13 protein-coding genes and 3 pseudogenes are annotated in these 15,359 nt (G+C 69.1%); 3 read left to right on the top strand and 13 right to left on the bottom strand.

Features of this window, described 5'->3' with window-relative positions; all coding sequences use genetic code 11:
- Positions 1–40: 40 nt before the first annotated feature.
- The 5 genes and pseudogenes from KIV56_RS14385 to KIV56_RS14365 all read right to left on the bottom strand — a co-directional run bounded on the left by KIV56_RS14385 (position 41) and on the right by KIV56_RS14365 (position 4,294).
- Positions 41–286 (bottom strand): ABC transporter permease subunit, encoded by a 246-nt coding sequence (locus KIV56_RS14385; protein ID WP_281533982.1) that lies wholly within the window; start codon positions 284–286, stop codon positions 41–43.
- Positions 287–341: 55 nt separating this feature from the next.
- Positions 342–983: pseudogene (locus tag KIV56_RS14380) on the bottom strand (ABC transporter permease); the annotation flags it as partial.
- Positions 929–2,560 (bottom strand): ABC transporter substrate-binding protein, encoded by a 1,632-nt coding sequence (locus KIV56_RS14375; RefSeq protein WP_281533981.1) that lies wholly within the window; start codon positions 2,558–2,560, stop codon positions 929–931. The gene KIV56_RS14375 and the pseudogene KIV56_RS14380, both read right to left, overlap by 55 nt.
- A 212-nt stretch (positions 2,561–2,772) precedes the next feature.
- A complete protein-coding gene (locus KIV56_RS14370; RefSeq protein ID WP_281533980.1) occupies positions 2,773–3,144 on the bottom strand; it encodes a hypothetical protein in 372 nt (123 codons plus the stop codon).
- Positions 3,119–4,294 carry an ABC transporter substrate-binding protein gene (locus KIV56_RS14365; protein ID WP_281533979.1) on the bottom strand — a complete coding sequence of 392 codons (1,176 nt, stop codon included), beginning with the start codon at positions 4,292–4,294 and terminating at the stop codon, positions 3,119–3,121. The genes KIV56_RS14370 and KIV56_RS14365 overlap by 26 nt, the downstream gene beginning before the upstream one ends.
- A 118-nt stretch (positions 4,295–4,412) precedes the next feature.
- Between KIV56_RS14365 and KIV56_RS14360 the strand changes: the two genes are divergently transcribed.
- Positions 4,413–5,021 carry a TetR/AcrR family transcriptional regulator gene (locus tag KIV56_RS14360; protein ID WP_281533978.1) on the top strand — a complete coding sequence of 203 codons (609 nt, stop codon included), beginning with the start codon at positions 4,413–4,415 and terminating at the stop codon, positions 5,019–5,021.
- Between the two features lie 63 nt (positions 5,022–5,084).
- On the opposite strand, the gene KIV56_RS14355 is transcribed toward KIV56_RS14360, so the two are convergent.
- The 8 genes and pseudogenes from KIV56_RS14355 to alsS form a co-directional block, all read right to left on the bottom strand.
- On the bottom strand, positions 5,085–5,510 hold the full coding sequence (locus tag KIV56_RS14355; RefSeq protein WP_281533977.1) for a hypothetical protein: 426 nt from the start codon (positions 5,508–5,510) through the stop codon (positions 5,085–5,087).
- Positions 5,507–6,091, bottom strand: coding sequence for a hypothetical protein (locus KIV56_RS14350; protein ID WP_281533976.1), 585 nt, complete (start codon positions 6,089–6,091; stop codon positions 5,507–5,509). Before KIV56_RS14350 ends, KIV56_RS14355 begins: the two co-directional genes overlap by 4 nt.
- 324 nt (positions 6,092–6,415) lie before the next feature.
- A pseudogene (locus tag KIV56_RS14345) lies at positions 6,416–7,593 on the bottom strand (ferrochelatase).
- Between the two features lie 136 nt (positions 7,594–7,729).
- A complete protein-coding gene (locus KIV56_RS14340) occupies positions 7,730–8,962 on the bottom strand; it encodes a TIGR04053 family radical SAM/SPASM domain-containing protein (RefSeq protein WP_281533975.1) in 1,233 nt (410 codons plus the stop codon).
- A 135-nt stretch (positions 8,963–9,097) separates the two neighbouring features.
- On the bottom strand, positions 9,098–10,717 hold the full coding sequence (gene hemG / locus KIV56_RS14335) for a protoporphyrinogen oxidase (RefSeq protein WP_281533974.1): 1,620 nt from the start codon (positions 10,715–10,717) through the stop codon (positions 9,098–9,100).
- Between the two features lie 241 nt (positions 10,718–10,958).
- Positions 10,959–11,222, bottom strand: coding sequence for an acetolactate decarboxylase (locus KIV56_RS14330; RefSeq protein WP_281533973.1), 264 nt, complete (start codon positions 11,220–11,222; stop codon positions 10,959–10,961).
- Positions 11,223–11,304: 82 nt separating this feature from the next.
- Positions 11,305–11,541: pseudogene (locus KIV56_RS14325) on the bottom strand (acetolactate decarboxylase); the annotation flags it as partial.
- 150 nt (positions 11,542–11,691) lie between these two features.
- The gene (alsS, locus tag KIV56_RS14320; protein WP_281533972.1) at positions 11,692–13,467 is read right to left on the bottom strand and encodes an acetolactate synthase AlsS; all 1,776 of its coding nucleotides are present in this window, start codon (positions 13,465–13,467) and stop codon (positions 11,692–11,694) included.
- Positions 13,468–13,589: 122 nt separating this feature from the next.
- Here alsS and KIV56_RS14315 point away from each other — a divergent pair, with 122 nt between their 5' ends.
- Entirely contained in the window at positions 13,590–14,489 is a 900-nt protein-coding gene (locus tag KIV56_RS14315) for a LysR substrate-binding domain-containing protein (protein ID WP_281533971.1), read from the top strand.
- Positions 14,490–14,606: 117 nt separating this feature from the next.
- Entirely contained in the window at positions 14,607–15,218 is a 612-nt protein-coding gene (locus KIV56_RS14310; RefSeq protein WP_348648573.1) for a 2'-5' RNA ligase family protein, read from the top strand.
- Positions 15,219–15,359: the final 141 nt, after the last annotated feature.

Genomic DNA, 15,359 nt, shown 5'->3' with positions numbered 1-15,359 from the left:
CGGGGGGCGACGGGCGCGAGGGCCGTGGGAGTGAGATCGATCATGAGAGACGCACCTTCGGGTTCAGCCAGCCCTGGAGCAGGTCGATGAGCAGGTTGACGATGACGACGATGATGGCGGTCGCGACGACCAGGCCCATCACCATCGGGATGTCGCCCTGGGTGGTCGCGGTGACGGCGACCTGGCCGAGGCCCGGGATCGCGAAGATCTGTTCCACGATGACGGCGCCGCCGAGCAGTCCGACGAACTGCACCGCGAGCACGGCGAGCGCCGGTCCCCCCGGCATTCCGCAGCACGTGCTTGTAGACGACCCGATTGAAGGAGAGGCCCCGGCTGCGCAAGGTCCGCACGTAGTCCTGGCGGAGGGCATCCGTTACCGAGCCGCGCACCTGCTGGGCGACGCCGGCGATGCTGCCGATCGCGAGGGCGATGATGGGCAGGGTGACCGTTGCGAGCCATCCGCTCGGCGATTCGGTCAGGGGCACATACCCGGTGGGCTTGAACCACTTGAGGTTGAGCGCGAAGAGAGTGACGAGGCCGAGGGCCACGAGAAAGCCGGGAATCGCGAAGCCGAGGATGGAGACGGCCTGGACGACCTTGTCGGCCCAGCCGCCGTGCACCGCCGCCCAGACCCCGAGCACAACGGCGACGATCGCGGTGACGAGGATGGCGCCGATCACGAGGGAGAGGGTGACACCGACCCGGGAGGTGATGCCGACCGTGACGAGCTGGCCGGTGAACCAGGACGTGCCCAGGTCGCCGCGGACCGCGTGGCTGAGCCAGTCGACGTATTGCACGGCGAGCGGGCGGTCGAGCCCGAGGGCCGCGGTCTTCTGGGCGACGCCCTCCTCGGTGGCCATCTGGCCGAGGATGCGGCGGGCGATGTCACCGCCGCCGACGTAGAGAAGGGAATACGCGATCGTGGAGATCACGAAGAGCAGAACGATGCCAGAGAGCAATCGTCTGAGGATGAATCTGAACATCGTTGTTCCTCACTGCAGTGGGTGGAGACCGGGCCGCGCGGCTGCCCGCGCGGCCCGGGTGGTGGTGATGTGCCGGTTAGGACACCGGGGTGAAGTTCCAGAGGTACGGGTAGGTGTTGCCGACCTGGGTGACCACCTTCGTTTTCGCATCCGTCGCGAAGTTGGACTGCACGCGGTACCACGGGGCGAACCAGGCCTGCTCGACGATGTAAGCGTTGAGCTTCTTCGCGGCGGCATCGGCGTCGGCCTGCGAACCCGTGTGCACGGTGGCGATGAGCGCGTCCGCCGTGGGGTCGTCGTACTTCGTCGGGTTGAAGGTCGAGTTCGGGGTGAGCTCGAAGTTGATCAGTGCCCAGTCGGTGTCTTCCTGCAGCTGCATCCAGGTCGCTGCGTACTTCGGGGCCAGGATGTCGGCGATGAAGTTGTTGCCGGCATCCGTGTAGTTCACCGTGATGCCGACGTCCTTGAGCCTGCTGCTGGATGAGGGTGAAGGTGGCCGCCGGCACGAAGCTCGTGGTCGGCATGTCGATCGTGAGCCCGCCGGAGTAGCCGGCCTCGGCGAGGAGCGCCTTGGCCTTGGCGGGGTCGTAGGAGTAGCGGGAATCGAGGCTCTCGTCGTAGGCGACCGAGCTGGTCGGGAAGATCTGGCTCGTCGGGGTGCCGAGGCCCTCGCCGACCGCGGTCAGCAGGGACTTGCTGTCGAATGCGTAGTTGATGGCCTGGCGCACCCGCACGTCCTTGAACGCCGGGTTCAGCGTGCCGTCACGGTCGAAGAGGATGAGGCCGGTCCAGTCGAGCTCGAACGGGTTCATCGTGTAGCCGGCCGCTTCGAACTCAGGGATCGTGCTGCTGTCCGCGACCGCGGCACCGTTGATCTGGCCGCCCTTGACGGCGTTGAGGAGTGCGGTGCCGTCCGCGTAGACCTTGAGGGAGAGGTTGTCGTAGTGCACGCTCGTCGGGTCCCAGTAGGTCGGGTTCTTGGTGAACTCGTAGCTCGTGCCGACGACGGTCTTGGCCGTGTCGAGGATGTAGGGACCGCTGCCGATCGGGTTGGTCTGAAGGTCAGCGCTGGTGAAGGCCTTGGGGCTCTCGACCATGCCGGCGTTCTGAGTCAGGTAGTGCAGCAGCGCCGGGTCGGCCTCGGTGAGGGTGATCGTCAGCGTGGTGGGGTCCGTCGCGGTCGCGGCGGATACCGACTTCAGGAACGACGCGTTGGCCGAGGCGCCGTCACGGAACCGGATAATGTTCTGGGCTGCGGCATCGGCGTCGAACTTGGTGCCGTCCGTGAAGGTGACGTCGTCACGCAAGGTGAGGGTCAGCACCGTGTTGTCGGCGTTGTACGCCCATTTTGTTGCCAGGTCCGGGCCGACCTCACCGCTCGGATCCGCTTTGAGCAGGGTGTCGTAGACGGCTTGACCGTATGCGGTCTGCGTCGCGAAGTTCATGTCCGCTGCGGCGAAGGTCGAGGCCGGGACGACGACGCCCAGGGTGAGAGTCGTCGCAGCGGAGCTGGACGAGGTCGAACCTGCGGCACAGCCGGTCAGGCTCAGGGCCACGACGGCGGCTACCGCGGTCATGCTTTTCCATCGGAACATCTTCGGTCCCTTTCACGTGCACGTGCAGCCCCACTGTGGGCTCCGTGCAGCAAAGCTAACATGAAAAACGAATACACACTAGGTTTTCAAGGATGAATTCCGAGTGATTCTTAGTTTTTCATTTTCCGACCCGAAATCGTTCCCTGGACCGGCGCGCCGGGGGTGCGCCGGTCCAGGAAACGGCTCTGGAGGAGCTACGAAACGGGGGTGAAGTTCCAGAGGTACGGGTAGGCGTTGCCGACCTGAGGGATGACCTTCGTCTTCGCATCCGTGGCGTAGTTGGACTGCACGCGGTACCACGGGGCGAACCAGGCCTGCTCGACGACGTAGGTGTTGAGGTCCTTGAGCGCGGCGTCGGACTCGTCCTTGCTGCCGTTCAGGATGGTCGCGACGAACGCGTCGACCTTCGGGTCCTGGTACTTGGTCGGGTTGAAGGTCGCGGTCGGGGTGATCTCGAAGTTCACGAGCGCCCAGTCGTTGTCCTGCTGCAGCTGCATCCAGGACGCGGCGTACTTGGGGGCGAGGAGGTCGGCGATGAAGTTAGTGCCGGTGTCGGTGTAGTTCACCGTGATGCCGACGTCCTTGAGCCTGCTGCTGGACGAGGGTGAAGATCGCCGGGCCGATGAGCGAGGTGCTCGGCATGTCGATCGTGAGGCCGCCTGCGTAGCCGGCGTCTGCGAGCAGCGACTTAGCCTTGGCCGGGTCGAAGGCGTAGCGGGAGTCGAGGGACGCGTCGTAGGCGACGGAGCTCTTCGGGAAGATCTGCGTGGTCGGGGTGCCGAGGCCTTCACCGACCGCGGTCAGCATGGCCTTGGTGTCGATCGCGTAGTTGAGCGCCTGGCGGACCCGGACGTCCTTGAAGGCCGGGTTCATCGAACCGTCGCGGTCGAGCAGGATGAGACCGGTCCAGTCGAGCTCGAACGGGTTCAGCGTGTAGCCGGCCGCTTCGACCTCGGCGTTGTTGGTGTTGACGGTGAGCTTGGCGCCGTTGAGCTGGCCACCCTTGACGGCGTTCAGCATCGCGGTGACATCGGCGAGCACCTTGATGGAGAGGTTGTCGTAGTGCACGGAGCTCGGGTCCCAGTACTTCGGGTTCTTGGTGAACTCGTAGTTCGTACCGACGACGGTCTTGGTGGTGTCGAGGATGTACGGGCCGCTGCCGACCGGGTTGGTCTTGAGGTCGGCGTTGCCGAAGGCCTTCGGGCTCTCCTGCATACCGGCGTTCTGGGTCAGGTAGTGCAGCAGGGCCGGGTCGGCCTGGGTGAGGGTGAGGGCGACATGGGTGTCGTCGACGGCTTTCGCGTCGGCGAGTGACGCGAGGAAGGATTTGTTCGGCGAGGCGCCGTCACGGAAGCGGATCAGGTTCTGGGCCGCGGCATCCGCGTTGAACTTGGTGCCGTCGGTGAAGGTGACGTCGTCGCGAAGGGTCAGGGTGAGCACCGTCTTGGTGTCGTTGTACTCCCACTTGGTGGCCAGGTCGGGTCCGAGCTCGCCGGCGGGATCCGCCTTGAGGAGGGTGTCGTAGACCGCCTGGCCGTATGGCGCCTCATTGGCGAATGCGATATCCGCGGCCGAGAAGGTGGTAGCTGGAACGATCACGCCGAGGGTGAGAGTGGTCGGGGCGCCGGAGGTGGTCGTGGTGCTGGTTGCCGAGCAACCGGTCAGGCCGAGAGCAAGAACTGCTGCCGCCGCGGTGAGGCTTTTCCATCGGAACATCGGTGTTCCCTTTCAGTGGGTGACCCCTCTTTGGGTCGCGTGGCTGAAAAGCTAACAGGAAAAGCGATTAACCACTAGGTTTTCGTCAAATCGTTATTTTCCGCGCTAGAGTCAGCGCATGGCTATGACGGGGAAGTCGCGTGGGAGCTACGCCAAGACGGCGGGTCGACGTCGAGAGATCCTCGAGGCCGGCATTGAGGTCTTCGCCAACCACGGTTTTCGCAACGGCTCGCTGCGGGAGATCGCCGAGCGGGTCGGGATGAGCCAGGCCGGCCTGCTGCACCACTTCTCCAACAAGAACGAACTGCTCGCGGGCGTGCTCGAGCTGCGTGACGAGCGCTCCGTCGCGCTCGTACCTATCGACGGCACGCCCGGCATCGAGACGATTCGCGGCATCGTGCGCGTGGCGGAGTACAACGCGAGCTTCGCTCCCGGTCTCGTGGAATTGCACTGCGTGCTCTCCGCAGAGGCGACGGCGCCAGAACACCCGGCTCACCAGTACTTCCTCGACCGGTACACCTGGGTCGTCGGCCTGATGGTCGAAGCGTTCACCAACGTCCAGGCAGCGGGCCAGCTGCTCGACGGAGTCGAGCCGGCGAGCGCCGCGCGGTCGCTCATCGCGCTCAGCGACGGCCTGCAGGTGCAGTGGCTCCTCGCCCCGGACGCCCTCGACATGGCTGAGGAACTCCGGCGCTACCTGCGCCCCCTCCTGACGGTCGAGCCGTAGCACCTCCCCTGGATTTTTCCGGTCAAGAGGGACCCGTATACCGGGCACTCTCGACCGGAAAGGTCACTCTCCAGCCGCGGAGTGGGCCGCGAGCTTGGCGGTGAAATCGGCGAAGAGCAGCCGCAGGTCGAGCCGGGTGTAGACCCGGATCGGGCGCGGACCCTGTCGCGGGGTGGGATCGTAGCTGCCGTCCGGCAGGATCCTGGGGGCGGTGCGGGTGACCCACGCGCTCGAGGACGGGTCCGGCTCGAAACTGGATTGCAGTGCCGTCAGCAGCACGAGCGGGCTGTCGCCGAGGATGTACGTTTCGCCGAGGTGCACCCCGTGCCGCCCGGCCATCTCCGTGACCTCGGCGAGCGCCGCGTAGAGGTGTCGGCCGATCGCTCCATGCGGCCGTACCGCAGTGAGCAGTTCCGCCCAGGAGAACAGCGTCTGCCGGTAGGCGTCCCGCGGCACCTGCCAGAGCGGGATCCGGGAGTCGAAGATCACCTGGGCCGCACGGATGTCGATGGCGAGGTTGTATTCCGCGCCGCTCGTCCCCGGCGGCGCGGCCGCGATCCCGTCGTGCTCGGGCCCCCGATCCAGACCAGGGTCAGCCGGTCGGCGATCCGCGGCTCGAGCAGGTAGGCGCTCGCGATCTCGGTGAGCCCGGCGCCGCACGCGACATAGAGCGGCAGCTCGGTGTCGTCGCGCAGGGCCTCCCGAATGATCAGGTCGGTTGCGGCAGAGCGGATGGCCGTGGTCCGGTCGCTGAGTCCGACGTTTGACCCTGCGATGACCGGGATGCTCCCGGTGCGCCCGAGCAGGTCGAGGACCTGTCCGGCGGCGGCGGCCGCGTTCGTCGCGGTCTGCTCCGAGGGATCGAACGGGTCGCCGGGGCGCAGGTGCGAACCGATGATCGCCCGGATCTCGACCGACGGCGACAGCACGTGATGCGCGAGCTGGACGAGGCCGTCCGGATCCCCGGAGAAGTCGTTGTCGATGATGACGCGGGCCCGCGGCCGGACCACCCGCTGCAGCTCGGCTTCGATCGGGGGCAGCGCCCGGGCATCAGTTTCGTCTCGGTTCACAGTTGGCGTCCTCTTCGTCGGCGGACCAGTCACGTCCAGCCTACAAGCGAAACCCTTGTCCTCGTTCGGTATTCACAGATCCCTGAGGTGTCGCATATCGAGGTTCGCAGGCTGCGCGAACGTCGATATGCGACACCTCAGGAAGGTCACGACGCTGGATGGTCACGACGCAGGGCGACCGACGGGACTACCTGCACCCTTCTCGCATCATCCACGGGGACAGATGTCGCCCCGCGATGCTCCGTGAGGTGTCGCATATCGAGGTTCGTAGGCCGTGTGAACGTCGATATGCGACACCTCAGGGGCAGTCGCGACGTGGAATGGTCATGACGCGGGACGAGCGGGACGGTCTAGCCCCTTCTCGCAGCATCCGCCGGGGCAGCCGGGCAGGACGGGGCCGTGCAGGCGCTCGAGGGCGAGGGTCGCGAGGGCGGCGACGAAGGTCGGGTGGATGCCGGGGGTCGCGACGCGCTCCATGGCCAGTCCGAGGGCAGTTGCGGTGGCGGCGGCCTCGGTGTCGAGGTCCCAGAGCACCTCCATGTGGTCGGAAATGAAGCCGATCGGCACGATCACGACGGCCGTGGTGCCGCCTGCGGCGAGCGTGCGGAGGGCATCGTTGACGTCGGGCTCGAGCCACGGCATCGCCGGCGGGCCAGAACGGGACTGGAAAGCGAGCGACCAGGCCGGCTGGGGTCGATCGGAGGCGGCGGCGGGGTCGGCGAGAGCCGCGGGGTCGAAGGAATCGGCGAGGGCGACGGAATCGGCGAGGGCGGCGGGATCGGCGAGAGTCACGGCGATGCCGGGATCGCCGAGGGCGGACATCACGGCGGCGGCGACGGCCCGGTGTTGGGCGAGGTAGGCCCCGCCCGCGCCCCAGCCGGCGTCGCGCGCACCGCTGCGCGCGGCATCCGCTGTCGGGATCGAGTGCGTCGTGAAGAGCACGTGGGCGCGGTCGACGGGCACGCCCCGCGCCGCGAGGCGTGCGAGAGCGGCACGCGCACCCTCCACGAAGGGCACCACGAAGCCGGGCTCGTTCCAGTACGGGCGCACCACATCGATGCGCATGGTGTCGTCGAGTCGTGTGCCGTCGGCGGCCGTCGTCTCGAGCGCGCCGGCTATGTCTTCGCGGTACTGGCGGCGGAGCTCGAGTACGAGCTGTACGCGCTCGTCGTGATGGCGAGGAGCCGGGTGTGTCCGGCAGCGGATGCCGCCCGCACCGTGTCCGCGAGCAGGGGCGTCCAGTTGCGGTTGCCCCAGTACACCGGGAGCGGCTCACCCCGGTCGGCCAGCTCGGCCTCGAGGGCGGCGCGCAGGGCCCGGTTCTGCCCATTGACGGGGCTCACGCCGCCGAAGGCCCGGTAGTGGGTCGCGACGGTCTCGAGCCGCTCCTCGGGGATGCCGCGGCCGCGGGTGACGTTGCGGAGGAAAGGGATGACGTCGTCCTGGCCCTCAGGGCCGCCGAAGCCGAGCAGGAGCACGGCGTCATAGGCGGCGGCCGGGATGCGATCTGGCGCCGTGCCCCGGGCGCGATCCGTCGCTGACTTCGGCCCAGGCCCTGCCCCTGGGTCCCGCCCGCCGCCGAGGGTGGAGTCGCGTGGACGCTCCGACGCGGACTGCTCCCTAGAGCCGCTCACGCGGTCATGCTCCCGCGCCGACGGGCGCGCCAGACCCGGGCAGGCCGAGCGCGGCATCCGTCCCCGGCAGGTACGGGCAGGCCGGGTCTTCGCCGAGGGGATCGCCGCTCGAGGCGAAGGCGCGGGCGCGGGAGCCGCCGCAGAGGTCGGCGTATTCGCAGCTGCCGCAGCGTCCGGAGAATTCGGTCGCGCGGATCTGCTTGAGCAGCGGGTTGTCGCGATAGATCTCGGCGAGCGGGGTCGTCTCCACGTTGCCGAGGCCGAGCGGCAGGAAGCCGGCCGGGTAGACCTCGCCGTCGTAGGCGACGAAGACGATGCCCTTGCCGTCGCGAGTCGACGCCGTCTGGGCGCGGGGCACGCCTTCCGAGGGGCCCATCAGGGACTCGAGCCGACCGGCCAGCCGTTCGTAGAGCGGGGTTGCCGGTGCCGGGTCTCCCGCGCGGCGCCGGGCGACGACCCGGCGGAAGAACGGGGCCTCGACCGTGCGGATGATGAAGCCGTGCTGCGAGGCGTCGTAGAGGAAGTGGCAGATCTCCTCGTGCTCCTCGGGCGTGACGGCCTCCGTCGACACGCCGCGTCCGACCTGCACGAGGAAGAAGACCTCCCAGATGGCCGCGCCGGCGTTCTTGATCAGCGCCGCGACATCCGCCAGTTCGTCGACGTTCGCGCGCATCACCGTCGTGTTCACCTGCACGCTGAGCCCGGCGGAGGCGAGGGCGCGGATCGCGTTGACGGTGTCTTCGAAGTGGCCGGGGATGCCGCGCACGCCCTCATGGGTCGGCGCGCTCGCGCCGTCGAGGCTGATCGACACGGCCTTGACCCCGCTCGCGACGATCTTCTCGATCATCGCGGCGGTGAGGGTGGGCGTGACCGAGGGCGAGAGCGCCGTCGGCAGGCCGAGCCCGGTGGCGTACTCGACGAGCTCGAACAGGTCGGGGCGCATCAGGCAGTCGCCGCCGGTGAACACGAGGATCGGGTACGGCCGACCGAAGCCGGCGATCTGGTCGATCAGGTCCTTGCCCTGGGCGGTCGTGAGTTCGCCGGGGAGCGCCTGCATCGTCGCGCTCGCGCGGCAGTGCTTGCAGGCGAGGGCGCACGCCCGGGTCGTCTCCCAGAAGACGAGCATCGGGCGCTTCTGAGTAGTCCGGCCCGGGGCCGCGGCGGGCGGCGGGCAGAGTCGGCAGCACGGCGGGGTGGCCGAGCACGTGGCTGCGGGTCGGGTCGAGGACGTCGACACCGATCGCAGCGGATGCGATGGCCTCCGTGGACGCGACGGATACGGCGGACGCGGCGGTGCCGGTCAACCGGACGGATGCGATGGGCGCAGCGGGCGCGACGGTCACGGCCGCCGCGGCAGTTGGGGTGGCGGTGCTCATGACACGACCTCGCTTGGTGCCTGCGCCGCGGCAATGGTGCCCGCGGCGATGCTCTCGGCGATCCGACGGGCGACGCGCTCGGCGTCTGCGATGCAGCTCGCGAGGCCGACCCCACGGTACCCCGATCCGGTCAGGTGCACGCCGGGCAGTCCTGCGAGTTCCCGGTCGGCGGTGTCGAGACGACCCTGGTGTCCGACGACGTACTGCGGCATCCCGAGCGGCCACCGCTCGATGTGGTGAGTGGTCGGTCTCCCGGTCACACCCAGCGCCTCGACGAGCTCGGCATGCACCTGCGCGACGAGCGTCGTGTCGTCGAGCCCGGCCCAGCGGGTGTCGCCGGCGCGCCCGACCATGCAGCGGATGAGGACGGTCGCCTCATCGGCCAGGTGCGGCCATTTGTTGCTCGAGACGGTGCAGCCGACCACGAGCTTGCCCTCGACCGGCGGCACCAGGAACCCGTTGCCGCCGAGCGGGCGGCCGAGCGCCGAGCGCGGGTAGGCGAGGCAGATCGTCGCGACATCCGTGTATGGGATCCCGGCGAGCGCGGCCCCGAGCACGGGATTCTCGGCCAGGAGCAGTCCGGCGGCGACGAACGCGGGGGTGGCGACCACGACGGCGTCGGCCTCGACACTCGTCCCGTCCGAGAGACCCACGAGGTAGCCGGCGCCCTCGCGGGCGAGACTCGTCGCGGCCGTGCGCAGGCGGATGTCGTCGCCCGCCGCACGCGCGGCGAGCGCGTCGATGAGGCGTCCGAGGCCGCCCTCGACAGTGACGAGGGTGGCCCCGCCGGCCCGGGCGAGCCGGGGTGCCGCACCGACGGATGCCGTCGCCCGGGACCCGGCCGCGGCATCCCCCGCCGTGGCGAGAGCGGCGGAGACAGAGGGGGAAGGGGCAGCGGCCCTGGTGCTGGCGGCCGTCGTGCTGGCGACGCCAGAGTCGGCGGCGGCAGTGCCGGCAGCGAGCGCGGCGGCGGCCTTCGCGGCCCCGGCGCGACGCCGACGGCGGAGCGAGAGGTTCAGGCTGCGGTTGCCGCGGGCGAGCACCTCGATGTCCGGGGCGGTGCTGTGGGCGCTGAGCTCGTCGGCGCGGCCGGCGTGGATGCCGCCGAGGAGCGGGTCCACGAGCCGGTCGAAGACCTCGCGGCCCATCCGCGGCACCACGATCTCGGCGATGGTGGGGTCAGCGGGCAGCGTGCGCCCGGCAGGCAACACGACATCGAGGAGCACCCGGGCGAAGCCGAGCGGCGAGAGCAGGCGCGACTTCAGCAGCGGCAGGAGTCGGTCGGGGATGCCGAACACGGTTCCGGTGGGCAGCGTGCGGAGGCGGCCGCGGGACCAGATCCGCGATCCCCCGCTCGCGGGTGCCACGACGAGGTCCGCGAGGCCCAGGTCGGTGAGGAGGTTCACGGCGACCGGTGCGCGCACCATCAGCGCATCGGGGCCGGCGTCGACCGAGTGCCCGGCGAAGTCCTCGGTGACGATCTTTCCGCCGAGGCGGGGCGAGGCTTCGACCAGGGTGATCAGCGCCCCGTCCCCGAGCGACTGATGCAGATAGTGGGCTGTCGCCAGTCCGCTGATTCCGCCGCCGACGATGACGACCCGGGGTCGAGAGAGCACGTATGGTCCTTCCGTTGCCGGTGGACCGGCACAGTCGGAAGGCTGGAGCACACCGTTCCATCGATCCTACGGCTCGGCTGGAAAGGGTTTTCCGACACTAGTGTCGGCGTCGGGCGGTGCCGCACCCGGCATCCGCTTGCGAAATGCAGGATCAGGGCCGACTTGAGGCTCCCCCAGCCTCAGCGAACCGATTCTCCTGCATTTCGCACGGATGCCGCGGCACACGTGACCCGGGCTACGGCTACTTCGCGTGCGACTCGGTCTTCTGCAGCTGCCACTCGAGGTCGTCGGGCGAGAGGTTGGCGTCGCGGAAGGCATCCGTCAGCGGCAGCTGCAGGCGCAGGTCGGTGCCGAGGCAGAGGGCGGCGTGGCCGGACTTCAGCTTGAAGTCGAGCACGTGGCCGCCGGCGCTGCGGTCGTCGGTGACGAAGTGGGCGTGGCAGCCGGGAACGCCGATGCCCTGCTCGTAGAGCGGGGTGCGGAAGCCGACGATCGTGCCGGTCACGTTGTGCAGGCTCGACGATCGCGTCCTCGTCGGTCGCCTCGACCATCGGGCGGTACGGCTTCTCCTGCTTGACGACGGTGCGCATGGTGATCCACTCGTACTCGGCGTCGATCCGCAGCGCGTACATGTAGTTCTCTGACGACGTCATGTGGTCGATGAAGGCGGATGCCTCGGCCCGGAGCACGCCCTCGGGCAGGTCGCTCTCGACGTGGGGGACGAAGTTCGTGACGACCGCGTACGGCGTGTGCGCGCCGAGGTCGGCCTTGGAGACGCCGCCGTCGGCGCGCAGCTGGTAGCAGCTGCCGTCGAGGATCAGCATCTCGCCGTCGAGCCCGTTGGAAGGTGCCGATGCCGAAGCTGCCGTGGCCGAGCAGGTCGCGCACGGTCATCTCGCCCTCATAGACGCCGTCGAGCAGGGCGCTCATCAGGCTCGTTTGGAAGATCTCGTGGCGGGAGACCGTGAAATCACTCATTGCAGCACATCGCTTTCCAGATCAGCCATGAGCTCATCCCGGTTGTTTCGGTAGTCGACGCGCACGTCGATGATGCTCGGCCCCGGCTCGGCCATGGCCTGCTTCAGCACGCCGGCGAAGTCGTCGAGGTGCGTGACCCGGTAGCCGTGGGCGCCGAAGGATTCGGCGTACTGGACCGCGTCGTAGTCGCCGAGCTGCACGCCGGAGGTGCGGCCGTACTTGCCTTGCTGCTGGAACGCGACCATGTCGTAGGTGCCGTCGTTGAAGATCACGTGCGTGAACGTCGAGCCGAGGCGCACCGCGGTCTCGAGTTCCATCGCCGAGTAGAGGAAGCCGCCGTCGCCCGAGACGGAGACGACCGGAGTGCCGGGCCGCACGAGGGTCGCGGCGATCGCCCACGGCAACGCCACGCCGAGGGTCTGCTGCCCGTTCGAGAACAGCAGGGTGCGCGGGTGGTACGTGCGGAAGTGCCGGGCCATGTAGATGTAGTGCGAGCCGACGTCGCAGAGCACGGTCGTGTCATCGGGCAGCAGCTTGCGCATGGCGAGGGTCAGGGCCGCGGGGTGCACGCCCTCCGACTCGTCGTCGTTCCAGTGCGGTTCGTCGGCCTCGGCGAGGCGGGCGCGTTCGGTGGCGACGACAGTGGATGTCGCGGCACTGAGCTCGAGGCCGTCGATCTGCCGGGCGAGCGCGTCGATGGTTTCGGCGACGTCGCCGCGCAGCTCGACCGTCGGGCGGTAGTAGTCGTCGAGGTCTGCGGAGAGCTCGTCGAGGTGGATGATGCGGCGCTGGTGGTCCTTGTTCCACTTCGAGGGCTCGTACTCGACGAAGTCGTAGCCGATCGCGAGGATGAGGTCGGCCTTGTGCAGCAGGATGTCGCCCGGCTGGTTGCGGAACAGGCCCACCCGGCCGAGGTAGTGCTCTTCGAGCTCGTGGGACAGCACGCCGGCCGCCTGGAACGTCTCGACGACGGGCAGGTCGGCGACGCCCAGCAGGCGATGCAGGGCAGCGGTGGCCCGGTCGGACCCCGCACGTGCGCCGGCGAGGATGACCGGGAATGTCGCGTTCTTCAGCAGTTCGGCGGCGCGCGTGACGCTCTCCGCCGGGGCGGCGCCGAGGCGCGGCACCCAGTGTGGGCCCGTCATCGAGACGGTCGTCGTGTCGACGAGCACGTCGTACGGGAGCACGACGGCGGCGGCGCCCTTGGGCTCCTGCGTCGCGCGGCGGAACGCGTTGGCGATGGCCTCCGGCACGTTGTCGGCGACGCTGACCTCGCCCGCGGACTTGGTCACGGCGGAGAGCATGCCGACGGCATCCATGGACTGGTGGGTGCGCTTGAGTCGGTCGGCTCGGGAGACCGCACCGCAGATCGCGACCATCGGGTCGCCCTCCGTCGTGGCCGTGAGCAGCCCGGTCGCGAGGTTGGAGGTACCGGGCCCGCTCGTGACGAGCACAACCCCGGGCTCCCCGCTCAGCCGGCCGACGGCGGCGGCCATGAAGGCCGCGTTCTGCTCGTGCCGGCAGACGATGAGTTCGGGGCCGTCGTCGACGAGGGCGTCATAGACGGGGTCGATCTTGGCGCCGGGAACGCCGAACACCCATTTCACCCCGTGGGCCTTGAGTACCTCGACGACCCGGTCGGCCGAGCGGCGGGGCGCGGCGGGCGCACCGAGGCCATCCGTTGCTGCCGAGTTCGGGGCCTGTGCCTCCGCTGCCGGCGTCGGGGTCTCCGCCACGGGGCTGCTGCCCAGGACAGTTGAATTGTTCGTCACGTCATGCCTTCCGGTTCGCCGTTCGAGCGGCTCCCTGTATCTATCGTCTCGCTCGGACAGATAAGAAACAACGCCGAATGGTGATGGAATCAATCTCCAAATGAGATGATTCAGGAGTGGATGTGCGACAGTTCGAATTCTTCAGCGCGGTGGCGAGCGAACTGAGCTTCACACGCGCCGCCGACCGGCTCACGATCGCGCAATCCGCGGTGTCCGCAGGGGTGCGCGCACTCGAGAACGAGCTCGGCGTCGAGCTCTTCGACCGGAGCCGCAGGCAGATCCGGCTCACCTCGACGGGCGAGCTGTTGCTGCCCAAGGTGCGCGAGGCGCTCGACGCCGTGAACGGGGTGCGCGACGCCGCCGAGGAGACCACCCACGCGATCACCGGGTCGATCGTGATCGGACTGATGACGTCGGTCACCCTCGTCAACGTGCCGAGGCTGCTCGGGCTGTTCCGCACCGGCCACCCGGGGGTCGGGGTGCGGCTGCGGGCGGCCCGGCGCGGCTCGGCCGGGCTCCTCGACGAACTCGCGACGGGCGAACTCGACCTCGCCTTCCTCGCGCTCAGCGGGCCCGTGCCCGCCCAGCTCCTCGCCGCCCCGATCTCCGCGTCGCCGATGGTGCTCGTGGTTCCGGCCGATCACCGCCTCGCGAAGGCCGGGCAAGTCGGCCTCGACCATCTCGGCGACCTCGCGCCCGAGGAGTTCATCGACCTGCCGCCCGGCTATGCGAGCCGGCAGATCGTGGACGAGACCTTCGCCGCGGCCGGCCTCGAGCGACGGGTGATGATCGAGGTCTCCGACATCGGCACCGCCGCCGAATACGTGACCAACGGGCTCGGCGTCGCCCTGCTTCCCGAATTCGCCGCCCGCGACGCCCGCAACGTGCGGCGCCTCCCCGTCGCGGGCATGCCCGACTTCACCGTCTACCTCGCGGCGTCACGCACGCGGCGGCTCTCGGCAGCGGTGCGTGCCTTCATCGACCTGGCCCTCGCCGACGACGAGACCGGCGCGATCCGGTGAGCTTCCCCCAACCGATTCGACGGAGTTTTTGATGAAAACAAGCGTGGGACGTCGACTGAAGAGCTTTCCGGGGAAATTCTCCGTCGAATTGGTTCGCGCTCGCGAGGTGATGCGGTGATGCCCCGGCTCGTGGTCGTGCTCCCGCTCGCGCCGCTCACTGTCGGCGACACCTTCCTGGTGCGCGACTGGCCCCTGCACGTGACGGTGCTGGCGCCGTTCCTGACGGATGCCGCACCCGACGTGATCGCGGCGGCCCTCACGGCCGCGGCATCCGCCCTGCCCGCGCTGAGCGTGGTCGCCGGCGGCGGCGAACGCTTCGGGCGCCGCCACGACATTCCCGTGACCGTGCTCGAGTCGAACCCCGAGCCTGACAGCGCTGCACGACCTCGTGGTCGCGGCCGTGCGCCCGTTCGCGGCTGCGCCCAACGAGGCGGCGTTCACCGGGACCGAGTTCCGGGCGCATGTCACCGACAAGCACCACGCGCGGGTGGCTGTCGGCGACATCCTCGAACTCCACCAGCTCGCGCTCGTCGACATGGCGCCCCGGGCCGACCCGGCCGGCCGCGCCGTGCTCGCGACGATCCCCCTCCGCCCGCGCCCACCAGGCGCCTAGCTGGCTCGGAAACCGTGACCGTGGGTGCGGCCCTGGCTGCGGAGTGTGGTCGCGCGCTTGCAGCACGAGATGGCATGGTCGCGTCGGGTGCGTTCACCGGAGCCGACGGTGGCTAACTCAGGAGATATATGGCCACGAATCCCCGAGGCCCGGAATCTCAAGGCCGCAAGCCGCTCACCCCACCGGCTTCCTGAGTTAGCCACCGTCGCACCCGGGCACCGGGCCGACAGGCGGGGTCGGGCCGCCTCCGGTAAGAG

This window comes from Cryobacterium breve (assembly GCF_027594785.1).
GTDB classification, from domain to species: Bacteria; Actinomycetota; Actinomycetes; order Actinomycetales; family Microbacteriaceae; genus Cryobacterium; species Cryobacterium breve_A.
This window is presented reverse-complemented; position numbering and strand designations above follow the sequence as displayed.